The organism is Galbibacter orientalis DSM 19592 (assembly GCF_000260115.1).
Classification (GTDB): domain Bacteria; phylum Bacteroidota; class Bacteroidia; order Flavobacteriales; family Flavobacteriaceae; genus Galbibacter; species Galbibacter orientalis.
The window spans coordinates 3,699,009-3,722,522 of sequence record NZ_JH651379.1 but is presented as its reverse complement, the minus strand read 5'-3'; the positions used below and the strand labels follow the sequence as shown (position 1 = coordinate 3,722,522).

Sequence of the window (23,514 nt, the reverse complement as noted above, 5' to 3'; positions counted from 1 at the left end):
AAGTAATGAAGAAAAATATATTTAAAACAAGTCTGTATTTATTCTTGGCTACTATAACTATTGTTATTTATAGTTGTAGAAAAGAGGATATTTTAGATCAAGAAAATCCAAATGCGGTAACTCCAGATTCGTTTTGGAATACAGAAGAAGACGCTACAAAAGGTATAATTGGTGCTTATAGTCCGTTTACTCATATTTGGTATTACAGTAGATTCGAGATATTTTTATCAGATTATAGAGACGATGTAGTAAATGCTTTTGGTACTTCTGAACGTACAGCTGCAGGATCTTTTAATGGGATTTCAACATCCAATGGGGCTTTTTGGGTTTGGAGTGCAATGTATCAAGGGGTAACTCGAGCGAATGAAGTTATTGCTAACGTACCCAATATCGATATGAATCCAGTTACGAGAGATAATATTTTAGGGGAGGCCTATTTTATTCGTGCTTTTAATTACTTCAATTTATTAAATAATTGGAAAAATGTACCCTTGATTACGATTCCAATTAGCGATTTAGACGACCCCAAAAATATAATGCAAGCAGATCCTGTAGATGTATGGGCACAAATAGAATCGGATTTAAGTGAAGCACAGAATTTATTGCCAGACTCATGGCCTTCCGATTACAACGGTCGTGTTACTGCTGGTACAGCAATAGGGATGCTAGGAAAAGTGTATTTATATCAAGAAAAATATACAGAAGCAAAGACGGAGTTTTTGAAAATTATGGACGGGCGTTATGAATTAATGGCAAATTATGCTGATAATTTCACTGAAGCTGCTGAAAATAATAAGGAATCATTATTCGAAATTCAATTAGTTGCAGATGGAAGTCAAGGATGGGGTGGAGATGCTCCTGGAGCAGGAAAAGGAGCAGCTTTTCATCCAGATCTTGCACCAAAAGGATTCACAGGTCAAGATGGAATGCGAGTAAATGATTGGGTGTTAGATTTATTTTTAGATGAAAGAACAACTAATGGAGAAATAGACCCTAGAACGTATACTACATTATTTTTCAATTCCGAGGAAACAACTACCTATCAAGGTGAGGTACTGAAGTCTACTACTTATGGGAATCGAACTTACCAAGAAGCATACCCTGGAGAGGATTTAGTATGGGCAAACAAATGGTTAGATATTGAATATGGAGAATATAGTGGTTCTCAGGATCAAGGATGGCACCAGTCTGGAAACAACCTTAGACTTTTAAGATATGCAGATATCTTGCTAATGTTTGCTGAAGCAGAATTTAAATTAAATGGTTCTACAACTGCTGCATTAAATGCAATTAATAAGGTAAGAGCTCGAGTAGATATGCCAGCTTTTACATCAATAACAATGGACGATATAGAAGACGAGCGTATAAAAGAATTGAGTTTAGAGAGAACTCGTTATTTCGATTTGTTACGTTGGAATAAAGTAGAAGAGCGTATTGTTAACAATCCACAATTTAAATCTGAAAGTGGTGGAACATCTTCTTATAAACCTGGAAAAGAATACATAGATATTCCACAAAATGAAATAGATTCTAATCCAAATTTTGAGCACAATCCAGGATATTAAAAATTGAATTCTTAATAAAGAACTCGTTTATACTCTTTACTTTTAGAAAATAGAAAAGGTATAAACGAGTTCAATAAAGAGGGGCTGGATTTTCTGGCTCCTCTTTACTATTTTAGTATGAAGTTTGTACTTCACATTTCTATAAACAAATAACAATTTCTATTGTACATAGATTTTGTTGAGCATCATTATTAATAAATTTTATTATGATTTTAAATTTTAAATATACTTATCTATTTATAATAGTAAGTTTAATTATAATATCATGTAAAGAAGATACTTCTACACAGTTTACATTACTAACACCTCAAGCTTCAGGAATAACTTTCGAAAATAAGATAACAGAAACAGCTGCTTTAAATTATTTTAGTTTTCCTTATATGTACAATGGAGGCGGTGTTGGTATTGGCGATTTTAATAACGATGGTCTTGAAGATGTTTTTTTTGCAGGAAACGAAATGTCATCGAAGCTTTATTTAAATAAAGGAGAGTTTAAATTTAATGATATTACTATAGATGCAGGTCTACAAACAAAGGTTTGGTGTAATGGAGTTTCTATTGTTGATATAAATCAAGATGGGTGGCAAGATATTTATGTAAGTGTTGGTGGTTTTGCAGATGCTTCAAAACGAGAAAATAAGTTATTCATAAATAATAAGGATTTAACCTTTACTGAAAGCGCAGCTGCTTATGGGATTAACGATAATGGTTACTCTACACAGTCTGTTTTCTTTGATTATGATAATGATGGCGATCTCGATCTTTATATTTTAACACATGCAAACGAACCCACAACGAAAATAGACAAACTTTATACTCTTACTGATGGAACAGGCCCTAGTACGGATAAGTTGTATGAAAATATAGGGACTGTAAATGGTAAGATTAGCTATGTAGATGTTTCTAAAAATGCTGGGATTTTAACTGAAGGATACGGATTAGGAATAGCACTAATTGATATAAATAAAGATGGGTGGCAAGATTTATATATAGCTAACGATTTTGTAGCAGATGATGTTTTATATGTAAATAACAAAAATGGAACCTTTACCAATAAAGCTAAAAGTTACTTTAAACAAACCAGTAGAAATAGTATGGGGATCGATGCTGCCGATATTAATAATGATCAATTGATGGATATTATAACGTTAGACATGCTCCCACAATCTAACCTCCGAAAAAAAACAATGACTTCCACAATGAATCATGAACATTATAGGGAGTTGATAAAAAAAGGATATTCGCCACAATTTATTAGGAATGCATTGCAATTAAATCGAGGAGAAGGAAAGAATAACCATCCAGTATTTAGCGAGATTGGAAGGCTTGCTGGAGTTTTTGAAACAGATTGGAGTTGGTCGCCATTGCTAGCAGATTATAATAATGATGGAAAAAAAGACTTATATATTACGAATGGATTTATGAGAGATATTACCGATCATGATTTTCAAGAATATTCAAGTCAAGCTACTGTATTTGTAAAAGGGACGGGGAGTATTTCTAAGTCGGATATATTAAAAAAACTACAAAATCTTGAGAGTATTAAATTACCTAATTATTTATACACCAATAATGGAGATTTAAATTTTGAAGATAAAACCCATTCGTGGGGTATGTTACACGCTTCCTTATCGAACGGCGCTGCATATGCCGATTTTAATAATGATGGTAATTTAGATCTTGTGGTGAATAATTTAAACTCTCCAGCTTTTATATATAGGAACAATGGCCTTACAAGTCATGCAAATCATTATTTAAAAGTAAAATTAGAAGGAGAAAAAGGAAATAAAAATGGGATAGGAGCTACCATAAATACATACGTAAAACAGAATACGCTTACTTACAATGTGTCTCCTGTACGAGGCTTTATGTCTTCTTCAACAATACATACACATATTGGTTTGGGGACACAGAATGAGATTGATTCTGTTATGGTTACATGGCCCGATAATTCTAAACAAGTGTTTAAGAATATTAAGGTAGATACTTCGTATGTCTTTACTAAAAAAACAATTTTAGAAGAAGAAGAAAATAATAAAATAAAGCATTTTATGTTTGATGAAATTTCCGATAATATAAATGTAAAATATTCTCCAAAGGAAAACGATAATAACGATTTCCGACAAGAACCTTTATTATTGCATTTAAATGATAATAATGGACCAGCAATAGCAGTTGGGGATATAGATGGAGATGGGATAGATGATTTTTTTATAGGAAGTCCAAGATATCAAGAAGGAGTTTTTTATAAGCAAAGTATAGATGGAAGTTTTACCTCATCCACTCTAAAGAATTCTGAAAAGTTTGAAGACATGGGAGCTTTATTTTTTGATGCTGATAATGATGGAGATCTCGATTTATATGTAGTTAGTGGAGGGAGTTCTGTTAAATTTTATGATCGTGGGCATTATCAAGATAGATTGTACAAAAACGATGGAAATGGTAATTTCACTATCGATACTACAGCACTTCCATCGATGGCCTCTAGCGGCGGAACTGTGGTAGCCGGAGACTATGATAATGATGGAGATTTAGATCTTTTTGTGGGTGGAATGATAGAGCCAGGAGCATTTCCATCAAGTCCAAAAAGTTATTTATTACAAAATAACGGAGGACAATTTAAAGACATTACTGGGAGTGTGACCAACCTACAACATGCTGGAATGGTTAGAGCTGCGTTATTTACAGATTATGATAACGATAATGATCTCGACCTAATTATTGTTGGGGAATGGATGCCAATAATGCTTTTTGAAAATAGAGAAGGAGCCTTAACGTTAAACAAAGAAACAAACCTGTTAAATTTAAAAGGATGGTATAATAGTATTGCGGGGGCAGATATGGATAACGATGGAGATATAGATTATATGGTAGGAAATATGGGAGAGAATAATATATACAAACCTACTATAGAAAAACCGATAAGGATGTATGCCAAAGATTTTGATAGCAATTCCAGTATCGATCCCATTATAACTAGGTATATACAAAATGTGGAGGTTCCTATTGCTCCTAGAGGGCTATTGGCTTCTCAGTTAAGAGTGTTATATAAAACATTTAATTCTTATAAAGAATATGCTAATGCCGATATAAATCAATTTCTAAGAGCTCTAGATACTACAAACATGGAAGTTCTTGAAATAAACAAAGGGGCTTCTAGTTATCTCGAAAATATAGGAGATGGACAATTTAAAGTTAAAGACCTACCTAAAGAGGTGCAATTTTCTCCTCTCTTCGGAATCCAAATCCAAGACTTCGATGACGATGGGAATTTAGATTTATTAGGAGTAGGAAATTATTATCATACAGAAGTTATCTCTGGAAGATATGATGCTGGAAAAGGGATTGTTCTAAAAGGAAATGGTCATGGAGCGTTTCAAACTATATCTTTAGATAAAAGTAACTTTTTAGTTGATAGTGACGCTAAATCTATTGCTCAGATTAAATGGAAAGATGAAGTTCTTTGGTTAGTAGGGAGTAACAATAGTAAAACCCTAGCTTTTAAGAAATCAACAAATAATGAGAATGTAAAGTTGTTACGATTTGAAAAAGAAGAACGCACTGCTGTAACCCACCTTACAAATGGTGGTAAAACAAAAATAGAAAGCTATAAAGGTAGCGGTTATTTATCTCAATCAGCACCTATATTAAACTGGAATTCTAAAATAATGGAGAAAATAGAATTTTTTGATAAGAATGGTAATATCAAGCGAACCATTAAATAATTACTATTTTAATTTCCATTCTTGTTTACGAAATTCAAGAGGGCTTTTTTGTGTTTGTTTTTTAAAGAGTCTCGAAAAGTAAGATAAATTGGAAAGACCTACTTTTTCTGCAATTTCTGGAATAGAACTCGAAGTTGTAACAAGCAATAATTGAGCACGCTCTATGCGGAGATTATTAATGTATGAAATGGGTCGAACTTTAAACTCTTCTTTAAAGATTCTAGAAAAGTAATCTGGATGAAGACAACAAAAATTAGCAAGTTGTAAAACACTTAATGGCTCATTTAAATTCTCTCTTATGTACTTATTCACTTTTGCGAGTCTAATGTCGGGAATGTGCTTATTTTCATTAGGTTCTTTGTCTTTTATAAATCTAGAAAGTAGATTTAACAAAATACCTTTAGTTTCCAGATAAGACGATGCACTTAATTTATTATTTGCATCTATAAAAGTAATCAAGGAGGAATCATTATCATAAATCTTTGGATCGTCTCTTGAAATAGTTCGGGCGGGATTAATTTGTAGCAATCGTTTAAATAGTATTAAATCATATGCTTGAGCAGGAATTTCATAGAGGAAAGAACGTAAATGGTAAATTGAACTTCCATCCAACATTTCTTCTAAAAAACTTATATAATACTGTTCCATAAAATTATCACAGTAATAACGACTATTCGTATAGCTAGGAATTAAATATAAATGATCTTTTTTTAGATGATAAACAGTATTATTATGATAAACCTGCGCATTTCCTTCTGTAATATAATACAACCGACTAAATGGACTATAAACCTTATCAAAGTTCCAATTTCGATTTAACGAAGCATATCCTATATTTAATAAAGTAAGTTGTAAAGATTGGAGTAGTTTATTCATATATGTTATTTTAAAATCGATTTTGTACAAGCATGAACTACGCTTGCTTATCTGAAATAAATGTAAATATATTGATATATTTAAAATTTATCTTTGTTAAAATATAGAATAAAGGTATTTATTAACTATAATTAATAAATATATGATAATCTGGTATCTTGGGTTTATGAAATAATAAGTCGTATTTGTGTTTATTCTTATCTCTTCATATTCATATTTTAGCTTTGGTATATAAAATTTATAACTGAAGCTTTTATGAAAATAAATTTGAAAGTCATAGCACTACTAATTTTTATAATTTTTACGTCTTGTAACGAGCAAATTCCTAAAGAAATTAGTGAAGAATATACTGCCTTACCAGAAAAATTAGATTTTAATACTCATGTAAAACCAATATTATCGGATAAGTGTTTTGCATGTCATGGTCCAGATGGTAATAAAGTTGAAGGAGATGTTCAATTGCATAGTTCTTCGAAAGCATATGCAGAAATTCCAGATTCAAATGGGAAAGTTGCAATAACTCCTGGTAAATTATCTAAATCGGAAGTTTATAAGCGTATAATTTCGAATGATGAAAATTTAATTATGCCTCCTAAGAACTCAAATTTAACTTTGAGTTTGTATGAAAAAGCAGTCTTAACTAAATGGATTGAGAATGGAGCAAAATATGAAAAGCATTGGGCCTTTATAGCTCCGAAAATTTCACATATTCCCGATTTTAATAGGGATGAAGTAAGAAATGACATAGATAAATTTGTATTATCTGCACTTCAAAAAAATGATTTGCAATTTGCTCCAATTGCAGATAAAGAAACTTTATTAAGGAGACTTTCTTTCGATTTAACTGGTTTACCTCCTACACTAGAAGAAATAGATGCTTTTCTATCGGATACTAGTTCGGATGCTTACGAAAAACAAGTAGATAGATTATTATCCTCGCAAAATTATGGGGAACAAATGGCTGCTAATTGGATGGATTTATCTCGATTTGCTGATACCCACGGCTATAGCGTGGATCGATATAGAGATATGTCTCCATGGCGTGATTGGGTTATTAAAGCTTATAATGATAACCAGCCTTATGATGAATTTGTAACCTGGCAATTAGCAGGAGATTTAATGGAAAATCCTTCTAAGGAAATGATTTTAGCGACAGGATTTAATCGTTTACATCCCCAAAATATGGAAGGTGGAATTGTAAATGAAGAGTTTTTAGTGGAATATATGGTGGATCGTGCTAATACTGTTGGACAATCTTTAATGGGGTTAACCGTAGCCTGCGCTCGCTGCCATGACCATAAGTATGATCCAATCACACAAAAGAATGTATACGAAATGGGAACATTTTTTAATAACATTAATGAAGCAGGACAAATTTCATGGAATAATGCTATGCCAACGCCTACCTTGATGCTTCCTACCGACGAGCAGGAGAAATTATTAGCATACATGGATACCCTTATAGAAGATAAAGAGCAAGAAATTATAGCCACAAAAGAAGCTGCTAATAGTACATTTAATAACTGGCTAAATTCAAAATCTTTTCACACTATTGCTTCAGGAACACCTAAAAACGGTTTAGTAGGAGATTATAGCTTAAATACAAAGGAGTTAAAGAATAAAATAACACCTTTCGGAAAAGCTACCATGAAACGAGAATATACTGAAGGACAGCCAGTGAATCTTACAGATGGATATTTGGATAAAGGACTATTACTGAATGGAGATACTTGGTTGGATCTTAAAGATATCGGAATTTTTGGAAGAGCACAATCTTTTACAATTGGGGTATGGGCTAAAATCCCTGAAGATGTTCAGAATGGTAATATATTTCATAAAGGTGATGGAGCAATTTTAAATGCATGGAGAGGATATCATCTCAAAATTGTAGATGATAAATTAGAAGTAGTAATGGCTCATACCGCTCCAGATAATCAGATTAAAGAAGTAAGTCAAAAGCGTATTCCTAAAAATAAATGGACACATTTTTCCATCACTTATGACGGGTCTAGTAAAGCTACTGGATTAAAAATTTATATGGATGGGGAGGAACTAAAAACAGAAATAATAATAGATAATTTATATAAGGATATATTATTTAGAAACGGAAAGAAGGAACCCGCTTTACAATTTGGAGCACGATTACGAGGGAAGGGAATTTCTAATGGAGTTATAGATGAAATAAAAGTATACAATCGTGAATTAACTAATTTAGAAATACTTCAATTAGCAAATAACAGTATGCTTGAGAAGTTAAAAAACACCGAAAATATTAGTGATTTATCTATTGAAGAGAAAAATGTTTTAAAAGAGTATTACATGAGGCAACAAGTAGAGGTTGCTAAAAATCTATATCCTGAATTAGCGCAATTGAGAAAAACATATGTAGACAGTGTTGAAAAGGTAAAAGAAGTCATGATTATGAAAGAAACAGCTCCTAAACAAGCATATTTATTAGAAAGAGGAGTTTATGACGCCCGTGCCGATAGTGTTTTTCCTAAAACCCCAGAATTTTTAGTTCCTATGGATAAAGGTTTACCAAAAGACCGATTAGGGCTTGCTAGATGGCTATTTCAAAAGAATCATCCACTAACTTCAAGAGTTGCAGTTAATAGAATGTGGCAACATTTTTTCAGAATAGGGTTAGTAAAAACTTCCGAAGACTTTGGAAATCAAGGAGAGTTACCAAGTCATCCAGAATTACTAGATTATTTAGCCATAACATTTCAAGAAAGTAATTGGGATATGAAAGCATTTAATAAAATGATAGTTATGTCAAGGACATATATGCAAGCTTCAACAGCTTCAGAAGAGCTTCTTTCAAAGGATCCGGAGAACAGATTATTAGCGAGAGGTCCTTCAGGTAGAATGACAGGAGAAATGCTACGTGATAATGCTTTGGTAGCTAGTGGATTATTAAACAATATTATTGGAGGAGAAAGTGTAAATCCTTATCAACCACCAGGATTATGGGAGGTGAATGGAACTAAATACACCCAAGATGAAGGCGATAATCTATATAGAAGAAGCCTATATACCATATGGAAACGTTCTATACCAAATCCTACCTTAGCCACTTTTGATGCACCGTCAAGAGATGTTTGTACCATAAGACGACAAGAAACGAATACTCCTTTACAGGCTTTGGTATTATTAAATGACCCAACCTATATCGAAGCAGCTAGAGTTATAGGAAAAGAAATGACGAATTGTGATAATTTAAAAGTAGGGATACAACAATCTTTTAGAAAACTTACAGGTAGAAAAGCCACCATTAATGAATTAAATATTCTTCTTGATTTACATGAAGAAGAATATCAGAAATTCACAGACAATCCTAATAAGGCAAAAGGTTGGTTGAATACTGGCGCTTACGAAATAAATAAACAAGACGATAAAGCATTAATTGCTGCGAATGCTGTAGTAGCGAGTACAATTATGAATGCAGATGTAACCATTTCAAAACGATAATTTATGTGTCACCATGATGATATTTTAAGATCTAATAATAAGGATTTACAACAAATAGAAAAACAATACGACAGAAGACAGTTTCTAACTAAAACTACATTAGGACTTGGTGCTATGGCATTCGGTTCGTTATTAAATACTGAAAAAGCATTTGGTTCCGTTTTTAATGGATTGGATGATACTATTAGCCCGTCTTTTATAAAAAACAAATTAGGATTACCGCACTTTGCACCCAAAGCAAAACGTGTAGTATACTTATTTCAAAGTGGAGGGCCATCTCAAATGGAATTATTTGATTATAAGCCAAAATTAAAAGATATGTTTGGGCAAGATTTGCCTCCCTCTATTAGAAATGGGCAAAGATTAACAGGGATGAGTGCCGATCAAACCTCTTTTCCTATTGCTCCTTCTATTATCGATTTTAAACAATATGGCGAATCAAGGGCTTGGGTAAGTGATGCAATGCCTTACTTATCAGAAGTAGTAGACGACCTTTGCTTTATAAAAGGAATGCAAACCGATGCTATTAACCACGATCCTGCAATTACTTTTATGCAAACAGGGAGTCAACTATCTGGAAGACCTTCAATGGGGGCTTGGTTAAGTTACGGTTTAGGCTCTGATAATGACAACTTACCCACTTTTATAAGCTTAGTATCTAAAAACGGAGCAGGGCAACCTCTGTATTCTAGGCTATGGGGAAATGGATTTTTACCTACAGAGCATCAAGGGGTACAATTTAGATCAGGTAAAGATCCGGTACTTTTTTTAAGTGATCCTGAAAATTATGATGGTCATGATAGAAGACAGATGCTGGATTATTTGAATAAATTAAATAATGTGCAAAAAGATAGTTACGGAGATCCAGAAATAGATGCTAGAATGGCACAATATGAAATGGCTTTTAGAATGCAAACTTCAGTCCCAGAAGTTACAGATCTGAGTGACGAACCAGATGATATTTTTGAAATGTATGGCCCTGATAGTCGTGATCCAGGAACTTATGCGGCTAATTGTTTAATGGCCAGAAAGCTGCTAGAGAAAGATGTGAAATTTGTTCAGTTATATCATCAAGGTTGGGACCAACATTTGGGTTGTCCGGGAGGCGTTAAAATGAATTGTAAAAAAACAGATCAACCAACAGCTGCTCTAATTAAAGACCTAAAACGTCGAGGTATGTTAGAAGATACCTTAGTAATTTGGGGCGGAGAGTTTGGAAGAACAGTTTACTCTCAAGGAAAATTAACCCCTACTGATTATGGTCGAGATCACCACCCAAAGGCCTTTACAATGTTTATGGCCGGGGCAGGAGTAAAACCAGGCTATACCTATGGAAAAACAGATGATTTCAGTTATAATGTAATTGAAAATCCTGTGCATGTTCACGATTTTCAAGCTACTTTAATGCATTTATTTGGTGTTGACCATGAAAAGTTTACCTATAAATATCAAGGGCGTAGATTTCGGTTAACAGATGTTGATGGCCATGTAGTAAAAGATATACTTACCTAATATATAATCAATAAATTCAAACTAAAGTTAATGGATATAAACAGAAGAAACTTTGTTAAGAATACTGTTTTAATAGGTACAGGTTTAGCAACTACCGCTTCATATGGATTTCACTTTATTAAACAACTTCATTTGGAAGATGAAATAATTGGACATGGAGATTATCAGTATAAAGTGTGTAGAGACTGGGCTCAAATAAGTAGAGCACATACTTCTTTATTAAACTGCCATGAAATGCAAATGGATAGTAAGGGGAGATTGCTAATGTTGGGCGATCACACAAAAAATAATATGCTTGTTTTTGATAAATCGGGAAAACTACTAGATGCATGGGGAACTCGATATCCGGGGGGACATGGATTGACATTAAATAATGAAGGGGGAGAAGATGTGCTTTTCATTGTAGATTGTGGTTGGTGGCAAGACCGAAATAAAAAATGGCACAAACAGGCTGGAGTAGTACATAAAACCACTATTGATGGGAATTTAATTTTTAGTCTCCCAGATCCACATACTATTGGAGTTTATAACAAAGATCAAATTTATATGCCAACCGAAACAGCTATCGGACCTAATGGAGACATATATGTTGCCGATGGATATGGCTCCGATTATATTTTACAATATTCTGAAAATGGTGAGTTTATAAGGAAATGGGGAGGGCATTCTAATGAGGATGAAAACTATAATTTACTAAATGCTCATGGAGTTACAATCGATTATAGAGATAAAAATAATCCAGTCCTGATTTGTACCTCAAGAACCGAAAACTGTTTTAAATTTTTCACTCTAGACGGTAAATTTATCAAAACGGTTTATTTACCTGGGGCAATGATTTGTAGAGCTGTAATTGATGATGATAATATTTATACTGGCGTTTGTTGGTCTGAAACTCGCGATGGAAAAAAATGGATTAAGAATACTGGATTCACTACAATTTTAGATGCAAATAATAAAGTAGTATCTAATCCAGGCGGGGAAAAACCAGTGTATAAAAATGGACAATTACAAAAAATGTATCAATCGGATAAACCAGTTTTTGCTCATGGACATGATGTATTATGTGATGAGGATAAAAATTTATATGTATGCCAGTGGAATGCCCAAGGAACCCCACCCATTAAGCTTGTACGTGTTTAGTTTGCTTAAGAAGAAAAAATCCTTATGAGGAGGTTTTTATAAGAATAAAGTGATTTGAAAGCATGAATACATGCCAGAAAAATCTTTAATTAAAAATTAATTTTAAAAAAATGGATCAAGAAGTTTCTAATTTAGTAATATTTATAGGTAGGTTTCATCCTTTAATTGTGCATTTACCTGTAGGAATATTACTTTTTGCGGGACTTATGGAGTTATTAGCAAGAGTTACCAAGCAAGAAAGGTTTCGTATACTTCTCCCTTTTACCTTGCTTACTGGAGTTCTGAGCGCTGCCTGTGCTTGTATTGTTGGCTATATGTTGTCTTTAAGTGGGGACTACAACGGAAATATCTTTGACCTTCATTTTTGGTTTGGAATAGCAACTACTGTGGTTGCTTTTATGGCATACCTATTAAGTATTGGTAAATTTCAATCTTTCATTAAAGGGAGTGTGCCTTATACAATTTCTATAATTGCAGTTGTAATCTTACTAAGTTTAACTGGTCATTATGGTGGTAGTTTAACACACGGAGAAGACTATTTAATGGCTTATGCTCCTTTTTCAGAAAAAGAGAAGGAAATAGATAAACCAAAAGACATAGCAAATTCTGTTGTTTTTCAGCATGTAGTTAAGCCCATTCTAGATGATAAGTGTATTAGCTGTCATCGATCAGGAAAGAAAAAAGGAGAGTTGTCAATGCAAGATTATGAAAATCTTATAAGAGGAGGTAAAAATGGTCCTGTTATTTTAGCTGGAAACTCAAAGCAATCAGAATTAGTACGACGTGTAACTATTGAAAAATCTGATAAAGAATTTATGCCTCCTGAAGGTAAAACACCATTATCAAATGAAGAAATAGCTCTTCTCGAATTTTGGATTAATACAGTAAAAGCATCTTCTAAGGCTACCATATCCGAAGTAAATGTTTCCGAAGAAATAATGGGAATAATAGAAGAAAGGTTCGATTTTCAAGAGAATACGAATTCATTAGCTACTGGAGAAAAAGTTAATGAATCTGATATTGAGGCTTTAATTTTAGCTGGTTTTAATATAAGAGAAATGGGATTTGATAGTAATATTTATGACATTGATTTGCCTAAAAGAGCTTTGGTTGAAGGGACAAGTAATGAATTGTCAGTAAAGCTAAAACTGCTTCAGCCTATTAAGAACAACATCAAAAAGCTATCTTTAGATGGCTTAAATGTAACAGACGATCATATACAGTATATAAATGAGTTTAAGGAGTTAGAACAGCTTGAACTTGATCGAAACCCATTAACAACAACAGGTTTAAAAACCATTAAAGGATTAAATAATTTAATTTCTATAAATTTATTTGGGACTAATATAGATTCAGAGGTTTTTACTGTTTTAAATAATATGCCTCAACTAAAGCATGTGTATGTTTGGAATACAAAAGTTAAGCAACAAGATATAGACTTTTTTAAAGAGAACTATAAAGACTCTCCTCTTACTATTGTTTTAGATAATTAAATTAAAGAGGAAAGAAAATGTTGTTTGGAAAAAATTAACTGTTATATTTTAATGCTTTTATATTTTTTTCTATAATTTCCTGGGGATGTTTGGTGAATCATTTTGAATTTTTTAAAAAAGAACGGAGTCGATTCATAACCACAAGCAAACCCTATTTGCGATATTGGTTCATCGGTATGTATCAACATTCTAGTGGCAATATTAATTCTATATTCATTTAAAAAAGTAAAAAAAGAACGACCCATCATCTTCAAAAAGAATCTAGAAAAAGCTTGTTCAGATAATCCTATTAAGGAACTTATATCCTTCAACGTTATTTTCTTATCATACTTTTGCGACACAAACTCATGGATTTTTGACATCCTACTTGTTTGGATTGAAGATAAATCTTTTGAAAAACTTGTATTGGAAAGCGTATTATAGGGAACTTCCGTAAGAGAATTTAAGATTGTGAGTAATCCGATGTATAAGTCACTTCCCGTTTTAAGGGGAAGTTTTTTTAAGTCTTCAATAATAAATTTACTTTTCTCTCTATCGAAAATAATACCTCTAGAAGCATTTGAAAGCATGTCAAAAATGGGATAGAGTTCAGGTGCTTCATTAAATATTCGTTGATTCCATTGAATTACAATTGATTTTGATTTTACATGCTCGTCAATATTGTTTCTCCAGCAATGAGGAACATTCGATCGTACTAAAATCAATTCTTCTGGTTCGAAGGGACCTACAAAATCACCTATAAATTTTGTTCCGTAACTAGAAACGATATAAGTAAGTTCATGTTCAGGATGAAAATGCCATGGAGTTTCGAAATTGTCATTATTATATTTAAAAGCGATAATCGATTTTTTTGTTCCTAATTGAATAGATTCTAAGATGGGTTTCATAAACTTTAATTCACTAGAATTTTCTGTTACCTTGAAATACTAATTAAAATATTCATTAAAAATACTATTTAAATAGTATAAATGACAAAATAGATTACTTTTTTGAGATAAATGAATATAAAATTAGTTTAATACATACCGATATTTGGATCAATCAACTTTAAAAGTTTTAATTATGAATCAAAGTGAGTTTATTGATCCTTTTAACAAAGCTAGAATTGAAAAAGGTTTTGGTGAAATGGACGATCAAAACGATCCAGTAGTAATGTTATTGAGGCATAAAGATGTTCGAAAAGCAGCGCATGATTGGAAAACTTTCAGTTCAAATGCTGTACCCGGAAGAATAGTAGTCCCATCAGAAGTAAACATAAGAGATACTAGGCAGATTCCATTTGAAGTAGACCCACCAATGCATGGCGATTATAGAAAAATACTTGCTCCTTGGTTTAAAAGGCCACTTGAAGATAATTATCAAAAAAGACTAGAAAAGATAATTAGAGAGGCTTTAAAAGAAACATTTATAAAACCTTCTACGGAAGTGATTAGTGAATTTGCATTGCCTATTCAATCACGAGCTTTAACCTTATTATTAAATGTACCTTATTCTGAGGCAAAAAAATGGATATTGTGGGGAACGCATGTTTTTCGTAGTGAAGGAGAAGCTTTAGATAAAGATAAAGCTTCAATTCTGTATGATTATATCGACGAAGAAATAGATAAAGCAATAGCAAACCCTAGCAACGATTTGTATTCAATGTTATTGGCAACAGAAATAAACGGGGAGAAATTGACCAAAGAAGAAATAAAAGGAATTATAATCCTAACTTTTGCTGGTGGCAGGGATACAGTAATTAATGCGATTACAAATACAATAGCATATTTTGCAGAGCACCCTTCCTCATTAGCTATGCTTAAAGAGAATCCAGAAATTATAAATAATGCGGTAGAAGAATTGGTTCGCTATTTTTCTCCATTAACACATATGGGAAGAGAAGTAACTAAAAATACTACCGCTTGCGAACATGCAATAAAAGCGGATACAAGGGTGTCTTTATGTTGGGCTGCCGCCAATAGAGATGAAAATGTTTTTGAAGACGCCAATACTGTAAAATTAGATAGAAAATTAAATCCACATGTAGGTTTTGGTTTTAGTCATCATAATTGTTTAGGAGCAACACATGCTCGTCAAATATTAAGAACTTTACTAAAAGTTTTAATAGCGGAAAATGTATTTATTAAAATAGAAAATTCCGAGGAAAACATAGAAGAATTGGGAGATTTTAAAAGGAAAGTAGGGTTTAACAAATTACATGTACAATTTAGAAAATAAAATAAAATGGTGAAAATAACATTTATAACGAATGATAATGAAAAAGTTACTTTAGAAGCAGAAAGCGGATCTGTTATGGAGTTAGCTGTTAATAATAACATACAAGGTATTGATGGCGATTGTGGTGGAGTTTGTTCCTGTGCTACCTGCCATGTACATGTAGACCCATTATTCTTTGATAAAATTGGAGAAGCTACAGAAATAGAAAAAGATATGCTAGAGTTAGATGATAATGTAAATGAATATAGTCGCTTATCTTGTCAATTACAAATTACGGATGATTTAGATGGAGTTGTTTTAACAGTTGCAAAATAGATATCAATTTTTCGAATGAAAAAAAAAGAAAAAACATGTGTAATTATTGGTGCTAGCCATGCAGGCGTTAATTGTGCCTTTGCATTGCGAAAAGAAGGTTGGCAAGGGGCTGTTGTTTTAATAGATTCTGATCCCGAATTACCCTATCACAGACCTCCATTATCTAAAACGTATCTAAATGAACCAGCAGCAGATTTACAGTCATTAAAACCTTTAGAGAGTTACCATAAAAATAACATAAAGCTGTTGTTAGATAAAACCGTATCTAAGATAGATTCTTTAAAAAGGCAAATAATCTTATATGATGGTACTTGTTTTGAATATACTAAACTAGTTCTAGCAACAGGCGCTAAACCTATTATACCTCCAATCGAGGGTTTAAAGCAAATTTCTAAAGTCTTTACTCTCAGAACAGCGGGAGATATTACGAGCATTAAAAATGCTTTTTTTAAATCAGATAAAAAAAAAGCAGCAATTATCGGAGGTGGATATATAGGGTTAGAAACAGCTGCTTCTCTTAAAAAAATGGGCGCTGAGGTTACCGTTTTAGAGCGGGAGTCTAGAATTTTAGCTAGAGTTACTTCCTCTTATATCAGTAATTTTTTTCAAGAATTACATAAGCGTAATGGAGTTGATATTCAGGTTGGCAAAAACGTTTTTGCTGTAGAAAATTATAATGATACCATTCGTATTTATTGCGATGATGCTACTGAATTTGATGTAGATATTTTAATTTTAGGGGTAGGTGTAAAACCAAACTGTACTATTGCGAGTAAAGCTGAATTAAAAATTTCTGATGGAATTCTGGTCGATGAATATACTCAGACTTCGAATGAGCATATTTATGCAATTGGAGATGTAAGCTATCATTATAACAAAAATTATGGATATAATGTACGTTTAGAGTCTGTGCAAAATGCTGTAGAGCAATCTAAAATTGCTGCATTGAATATTGCAGGGAAGAAAATAAAATATGATACAATACCTTGGTTTTGGTCCGACCAATTTGATATTAAACTACAAATAGTGGGATTAGCAAATGGATATACAGATGTTATAGTAAGAGAAGATGATTTGGAGAAACCTGTAATTTCTGTGTGGTATTTTAAAGATGAAACTTTATTGGCAGTAGATGCCATTAATAATGCAAAAGCATATGTTTTTGGAACTAAATTTTTAAAAAACAAGATTAGAGTTGACAAAGCTAAATTAAAGGATATTTCCGTACCCATAAATAATAGCTTAGAAGTGAATTAAGCTTAGATTAAAACATCAAAAACTCATAGTAATACGTTGAGTTTTTGATGTTAAATAATTCTCCTTTTTATCTGAAATAATAATAAATAGCTATTACTATCACCACAATTGCAATGCCAAAACTCTTCATGTATTTATAAGGCGTTACATCAACTTTTCCGATATCTTCCAATTTAAATTCCCTTTCCATAGGATATAGTTTTCCTATAAGTAACATAACACAAATATTGATTAAAAAGATGATAGCCTGAATATGTAAAAAATGAGGAAGGGAAGATTTATCTAGAATAAAATATTTAAATAATAAATAAATTAAATACAAACCAACTCCCAATATTATACCGATTTTGGCAGCTATTGCTGGGACTCTTTTTGTAAAATATCCTACAACGATTATGGATAGAATCGGTATTGTATAACATCCATTAACTTCTTGTAAATAACCGAACAAACCTTGTGGAGCATTTACTATTAAAGGTGCAATTAACATTGCAGCTATTGCCAAGAGTACGCCAAAATATTTTCCGTGTTTAATAACCTCTATATCAGATGCTTTTGAATTAAAAAATTGTTTGTAAAAATCAATACTAAATAGTGTAATAGAACTATTTAAGGCACTGTTAAAAGAACTTAATATAGCTCCAAATAATACAGCAGCAAAAAAACCAATTAATGGAGTAGGTAAGACTTTATTTACTAATAACGGATATGCCTGATCTGGAGTTTTTAAATTATCTCCAAAAATGTAGAAAGCAATAATCCCTGGTAGAACAACAATTAAGGGACCTAATATTTTAATAAAGGCAGCTAGGAGTAAACCTTTTTGTCCTTCTTTTAAGTTTTTAGCAGCAAGTGCACGTTGTATAATAGCCTGATTAGTGCCCCAATAAAAAAGTTGTACTAGCATTAGACCAGTAAATATAGTGCTAAAAGGAACTGAGCTTCTGCTATTGCCTAAAGCTTTAAATTTATCTGGAGCTCCCTGAAGTAAAATATCAATACCTTCATAAATAGAGCCATTACCGATAAACATAAGACCAAAAAACGGAATCATAAGTCCACCAATTAATAAGCCAATTGCGTTAATTGAATCTGAAACTGCAACAGCTTTTAACCCTCCGAATATTGCATATATAGAACCTATAATACCAATACTCCATACACAAAGCCATAATGCTGTATTTTGAGAAACCCCTATAAGCTCTGGAATATTGAACATAGTACTTATAGCAAGAGATCCTGAATAGAGAACGATAGGTAATAAAATAACGATATAACCCAATAAAAATAATCCAGAAGTGATAGTTTTAGTATTCTCGTCATACCTATTAGCTAAAAATTCGGGAAGTGTTGTTATCCCACCTTTTAAATATCTCGGTAATAGATAGATTGCTGTTATTATTATGGCAATAGCAGCTAGTGTTTCCCATGCCATTACCAAAATACCTTCGGAATAGGCTTGACCATTTAACCCAACTATTTGTTCAGTTGATAAGTTTGTGAGTAGGAGAGACCCTGCTATTACTCCAGCAGTTAAGGATCTTCCTCCTAAAAAATAACCATCATTTGTTTTTTCATCCGTTTTGAGTGTTGAAAAATATGCTATAATAGCAACAAGTAGGGTAAAGCATAAAAATGAGATAATAATCATAAGATGGTATTAGTGAATTTTTTTTTAAGGTACTTCATCATTTCTATGTTTAGTTCCCATTGGTCTACCACTGGTTGCGAGGAATTGGAAATTGTCTGCATATAGGGTGCCGGGCCAAATTCTGGACAGATATAGAAATTCTTCTTTCCATTTTGCTTAGCTGTCTGCAGAATTTTCTCCCACCATTTTAAAAATGTAGAAAGATAAAGTTCATTTTCAGAAGTAAACGGATCATAAATTTGAGAGCGCTGTGTATCTGCCACTCTTGCATGGAAATAATAACTATTAGCGATGGCTGTATTTAAACTTTCTTGTTGGTCGTGTAGTAGCGTTTCTGAAACTACTGTCCAATGCGTAAAATCTGCTGTTAGTTTTAACGAAGGAAATACTTTTTGAAAATTATCATAAGCTCTTGCACAATAATTAAAACGACCTCGATGCGTTTCATGGTATACTGGTATTTCGGTTTCTTCCTCGAATTGAAAAATTCTTTCTAGGATTTTTGAATTTTCATCAAAGCTATAAAAGTCTCGTCCAGTATGTGAATTGATAAAAATAGGGTTAAATTCAGCTAGTTTATAAAGTCTTTTTTCTAACCGTTGGATATAAGAATTAACCGATTCATTTCTTGGTTCTAACCATTGTTGACCAATAAAGTCAAGATTAGATTTAGGTATCAGTTTTTTTAGCTCCTCTTCAAAAGTTTTTTCTTGAGGAATATTCATTTCTATTGCCTCATATCCTGAATCTTTTACCTTAGTGATAAAAGTAAGTGGTGAGCTGCCTTCCTGCCCCCAAAAAGGACAAACATATTTTATTTGCATATTTCTGTCATTAAATAATTATAAATAGATTAATGTTTCTTTTATTTACTTCTTAGGTCTTTTATTGTTTTAATAGTAGCTTGTATAGAATTACTAATGGCTTTGAAATTATAATTACCATTAGGCTCTTTGCAAATTAAATTTGAACCCATTCCTACGCAGCAAACTCCTGCATTAAACCAATTTTCTAGATCTTGTTGCTCGGTAGTAACTCCTCCTGTTGGCATAATCTGTGTCCAAGGCTGAGGTCCCTTAATAGCTTTGACAAATTGAGATCCATACTGAGAACCTGGAAAGAGTTTTATTATTTCACAACCTAACTCTTCCGCAGCGGTAATTTCAGTGAGGCTAGCACAGCCTGGCATCCAAAGAATTTTTCTCCGGTTACAAACTTTAGCGATGTCTTGTCTAAGAACTGGGGTAACAATAAAATCGGCTCCCAATTGCATATATAAAGAGGCGGCAGCTGCATCTGTTATCGACCCTATTCCTATTAACATATCAGGTAAATTCAAATTGCAGTATTTTCTAATAGCCGTAAAAACCTCAATAGCATTGCTTCCACGTGCAGTAAATTCAACCGCTTTTGAGCCACCTTTATAGCAAGCTTTTATGATTTCTATTGCCGTTTTAGGGTCAGAATGATAGAATAAAGGGATGAGTCCAGTTGCTATTATTTGTTGTGATATTTGATGACGATGTTTCATGTATTTTTTTTATGATTATTCTAAAAGTATAATTTTGAATGAGCTTTTGGCAATCCAATACTTTAGCGAGCTACTAATGCTGCTCCACTACCTTTTATTAACCCTTCTACTTCTTTAATATTTACGAGGTTATAATCTCCCGAGATAGAATGTTTTAGGCAACATGATGCAGCAGCAAAATCAATGCTATATTGATAGTTTTTTTCATCACGGAGTAGTCCAAAAATTAATCCTGCCATGAAAGCATCACCACTTCCTACACGATCCACCACAGGAATAACTTCTCGTAGCGTAGCTTTAAAAATTTCTTTACGATTATATATAATACCTCCAATTTTTTGATGAGAAGCATTAACCGAATAGCGTAGGGTTGTAGCCATTGTTTGAATGTTGGGGAATTTAGAAAGCATTTCTTCGTAAAGCGCTGGAAGTTTAGATAAATTGTTATAATCTGGGTTTAATTTAGGTTGACCTATCATTAAGCATGCAGTATCTATATCTCCCAAAACAATATCTGTATATTTTAAAAGTGCTGGCATAACCTCTTGTGGTTCTTTACCATATTTCCACATTTTAGAGCGATAGTTTAAATCGCATGAGATAGTAATATTTCGTTTTTTTGCTTCTTTTAATGCTTTTAAACAAATTAAAGCTGTGTTATTGGAAATAGCTGGAGTAATACCACTCCAGTGAAACCAATCGGCATCATTAAAAACTTCGTTCCATTCAATATCTTCTAAAGTTATATTTGCAAATGATGAGTCTTCTCTGTCGTATAAAACATTACTAGCTCTAGAAGAAGCCCCTGTTTCAAGGAAATACACTCCTAACCTTTTTCCTCCTTTTATTACATAATTTGTGTTAACATTTTTTCTTCGTATCTCTTCCAAACTTCTTTCACCCAGTTCATTTGTTGGTATTTTAGTGACAAATTCACAGTTTATTCCAAAGTTAGCGAGGGATACTGCCACATTAAATTCACTTCCTCCAAAGGTGGCTAAAAATGAATTTGCTTGGGATAAACGTAAATGTCTTTCTGTAGATAAACGGAGCAATAACTCTCCGAAGGTGATCACTTTTTTCAAATTTATTTACTATTTAAATTATTTAGCTTGTCTATAACATAAAAGTATGTATAGACAAGCTAATATTAAACTGTTTGTGTATGATATTTATGGTCTTAATGACGCTTCGGAAACGCTTATGTTATCCATATAGAAACTCAATGTTTGAGCATTTGCTTCATTAGCTCCTCTTATTTGAAATGTTTTATCTCCAGATTGACTAAATTCGACAAAAGTAGCACTATATACCCATTCTCCGACTGTAAAATTACTGGAGAAAGTTGGGTTTCCTACTACCGCCCAGTCTGTATCTGGGAACCAGAAAAATCTTAAATCTGGATCGAAACCAGAAGGATCGATATTCCCAAGATTTGTAACATAAACCCAAACCCCAATCTCATATGTTTTACCAGCTTCTACAGGGAAAGTAATCTCATTGCCCGAATTATCTTTATGTCCAACAATCATTCCTCCTCCAGGGTTTATTTCTACATAGGCACTCTTATTTCCATCTTGGGCTTGTGCACCAGAAATTTCTAAAGTATACGCATCCCAAGGTGCTCCCCAGGACATATATGGCCAATTCGTAGCTGTAAAGCTCTCAAAGCTATAATCAAATTCTGAAGATTCTTTTAAGATATTTACTTTGTTAAATATTACCTGTTCTTCAGTAAAATTATCTGCTAGCACACCATCTAAAGTAGCCATAACTCCAGCCGTGTATGATACTTTTATGATATCGTCATTATAGATTTGTTCATTACCTAAAGATAATAACACAATGTTTCCTTCTTCATCATCTATTGAAATTGTGCTTATTGTAGGAGATAAAATAGTTTCTCCATTCTCTAATGTAATTGAGAAATCAGTTGCGTTTAAAGTCGCCCCATCCATTTCTCTACTATAAACTAAGGCAATATTGCCATTTTTACTAGTTACACTTTCTAGTTCAACAGGGTCGGTAGAAGGGATTACTTTTATCAAGTTTTTTAATGTAAGAGTATCTCCTCCAAACGGTCTTTCTCTCGAGGCTACAAAGCTAACATCGTAAACTCCTTGCTTTTTGTACTTTACAGCTAAATTTTCGTCTGTTCCTTCAAAAGCAGCTGGGTCGCCACCTTCAAACTCCCACAAAAACGCCTCTGGCTCCCCTTCGATGACGTATGTAAACTGAACGGACCTGCTAGCTGTTACCTCATTTTCAGCGTTGTTTTGGATTTTTAAGGCTGCACCTATAGATCCATCTTTATTTATATAATTAGCTTTTATATTAGCAGTAACGGGGCTAAGTACTGTTACCACAATGGTGGTATCTAGTTCTTTCCCTTTTAGTGTAGTGCCAACATATGCGTCTTTTTTAAATGTTTGATGAAGTTTTACATTGTGTTTTCCTGTTTTTCTGAATCTTACTTTTAGGTTCTCTTCAGCTGAAGTATTGTCATTTTCTGAATTAAGAATATCGGCAACTCCTTCAGGAAAAGTCCATGTTCTTGAAGCTACACCTGCAGAAACATCTCCGAAAGACATCTCACTATTTACTTCAATTTTATTTTCAAAGTCCATTTCTGAGGTAAAAATCACCCGTTGACTCGGTTCTATGAGCTCTATTTTATCGTCATCGCTACAAGCAGTAATGAATAAAAAAGAAAAAGCTATAAACCAGTATATTTTATCTATGAATATAGGTTTCATCTTGT

At 32.9% G+C, this 23,514-nt stretch carries 16 protein-coding genes; 9 read left to right on the top strand and 7 right to left on the bottom strand.

All coding sequences use genetic code 11. The features are described from left to right. Nucleotides 1-5 precede the first annotated feature (5 nt). Complete coding sequence (locus JOOMADRAFT_RS16275; RefSeq protein WP_008615287.1) at nt 6-1,565, top strand: RagB/SusD family nutrient uptake outer membrane protein; 1,560 nt, start codon at nt 6-8, stop codon at nt 1,563-1,565. Between the two features lie 206 nt (nt 1,566-1,771). Then, nucleotides 1,772-5,290: a VCBS repeat-containing protein gene (locus JOOMADRAFT_RS16270; protein ID WP_008615286.1), complete on the top strand. Its 3,519-nt coding sequence runs from the start codon at nt 1,772-1,774 to the stop codon at nt 5,288-5,290. A gap of 3 nt (nt 5,291-5,293) precedes the next feature. On the opposite strand, the gene JOOMADRAFT_RS16265 is transcribed toward JOOMADRAFT_RS16270, so the two are convergent. Next, entirely contained in the window at nt 5,294-6,166 is an 873-nt protein-coding gene (locus JOOMADRAFT_RS16265) for an AraC family transcriptional regulator (RefSeq protein ID WP_008615285.1), read from the bottom strand. A 255-nt stretch (nt 6,167-6,421) separates the two neighbouring features. Between JOOMADRAFT_RS16265 and JOOMADRAFT_RS16260 the strand changes: the two genes are divergently transcribed. The 4 genes from JOOMADRAFT_RS16260 to JOOMADRAFT_RS16245 all read left to right on the top strand — a co-directional run bounded on the left by JOOMADRAFT_RS16260 (nt 6,422) and on the right by JOOMADRAFT_RS16245 (nt 13,782). Further along, entirely contained in the window at nt 6,422-9,637 is a 3,216-nt protein-coding gene (locus JOOMADRAFT_RS16260) for a DUF1553 domain-containing protein (protein ID WP_008615284.1), read from the top strand. A 3-nt stretch (nt 9,638-9,640) separates the two neighbouring features. Beyond that, nucleotides 9,641-11,149 (top strand): DUF1501 domain-containing protein, encoded by a 1,509-nt coding sequence (locus tag JOOMADRAFT_RS16255; RefSeq protein ID WP_008615283.1) that lies wholly within the window; start codon nt 9,641-9,643, stop codon nt 11,147-11,149. Nucleotides 11,150-11,179: 30 nt separating this feature from the next. Beyond that, a complete protein-coding gene (locus tag JOOMADRAFT_RS16250) occupies nt 11,180-12,289 on the top strand; it encodes an NHL repeat-containing protein (protein ID WP_008615282.1) in 1,110 nt (369 codons plus the stop codon). A 110-nt stretch (nt 12,290-12,399) separates the two neighbouring features. Beyond that, nucleotides 12,400-13,782: a c-type cytochrome domain-containing protein gene (locus JOOMADRAFT_RS16245; RefSeq protein ID WP_008615280.1), complete on the top strand. Its 1,383-nt coding sequence runs from the start codon at nt 12,400-12,402 to the stop codon at nt 13,780-13,782. A gap of 41 nt (nt 13,783-13,823) precedes the next feature. Here the strand turns inward: JOOMADRAFT_RS16245 and JOOMADRAFT_RS16240 are convergent, their stop codons facing one another. Continuing rightward, nucleotides 13,824-14,669, bottom strand: coding sequence for an AraC family transcriptional regulator (locus JOOMADRAFT_RS16240; RefSeq protein ID WP_008615279.1), 846 nt, complete (start codon nt 14,667-14,669; stop codon nt 13,824-13,826). Nucleotides 14,670-14,844: 175 nt separating this feature from the next. Between JOOMADRAFT_RS16240 and JOOMADRAFT_RS16235 the strand changes: the two genes are divergently transcribed. From JOOMADRAFT_RS16235 to JOOMADRAFT_RS16225, 3 genes are read left to right on the top strand one after another with little or no spacing between them, the layout of a single operon-like run. Beyond that, complete coding sequence (locus JOOMADRAFT_RS16235; RefSeq protein WP_008615278.1) at nt 14,845-15,999, top strand: cytochrome P450; 1,155 nt, start codon at nt 14,845-14,847, stop codon at nt 15,997-15,999. A 6-nt stretch (nt 16,000-16,005) separates the two neighbouring features. Further along, on the top strand, nt 16,006-16,314 hold the full coding sequence (locus JOOMADRAFT_RS16230) for a 2Fe-2S iron-sulfur cluster-binding protein (protein ID WP_008615277.1): 309 nt from the start codon (nt 16,006-16,008) through the stop codon (nt 16,312-16,314). A gap of 15 nt (nt 16,315-16,329) precedes the next feature. Then, nucleotides 16,330-17,571, top strand: coding sequence for an NAD(P)/FAD-dependent oxidoreductase (locus JOOMADRAFT_RS16225; protein ID WP_008615276.1), 1,242 nt, complete (start codon nt 16,330-16,332; stop codon nt 17,569-17,571). Nucleotides 17,572-17,638: 67 nt separating this feature from the next. Here JOOMADRAFT_RS16225 and JOOMADRAFT_RS16220 read toward each other — a convergent pair whose 3' ends face one another. From JOOMADRAFT_RS16220 to JOOMADRAFT_RS16200, 5 genes are all read right to left on the bottom strand, one after another. Beyond that, on the bottom strand, nt 17,639-19,222 hold the full coding sequence (locus tag JOOMADRAFT_RS16220) for a solute:sodium symporter family transporter (protein WP_008615275.1): 1,584 nt from the start codon (nt 19,220-19,222) through the stop codon (nt 17,639-17,641). Next, nucleotides 19,219-20,046, bottom strand: coding sequence for a xylose isomerase (locus tag JOOMADRAFT_RS16215; protein ID WP_008615274.1), 828 nt, complete (start codon nt 20,044-20,046; stop codon nt 19,219-19,221). The genes JOOMADRAFT_RS16220 and JOOMADRAFT_RS16215 overlap by 4 nt, the downstream gene beginning before the upstream one ends. Before the next feature lie 41 nt (nt 20,047-20,087). Next, nucleotides 20,088-20,753, bottom strand: coding sequence for a bifunctional 4-hydroxy-2-oxoglutarate aldolase/2-dehydro-3-deoxy-phosphogluconate aldolase (locus tag JOOMADRAFT_RS16210; protein WP_008615273.1), 666 nt, complete (start codon nt 20,751-20,753; stop codon nt 20,088-20,090). A gap of 62 nt (nt 20,754-20,815) precedes the next feature. After that, a complete protein-coding gene (locus JOOMADRAFT_RS16205; RefSeq protein WP_040879802.1) occupies nt 20,816-21,838 on the bottom strand; it encodes a PfkB family carbohydrate kinase in 1,023 nt (340 codons plus the stop codon). A gap of 87 nt (nt 21,839-21,925) precedes the next feature. Then, the gene (locus tag JOOMADRAFT_RS16200; RefSeq protein WP_008615271.1) at nt 21,926-23,509 is read right to left on the bottom strand and encodes a PKD domain-containing protein; all 1,584 of its coding nucleotides are present in this window, start codon (nt 23,507-23,509) and stop codon (nt 21,926-21,928) included. Nucleotides 23,510-23,514: the final 5 nt, after the last annotated feature.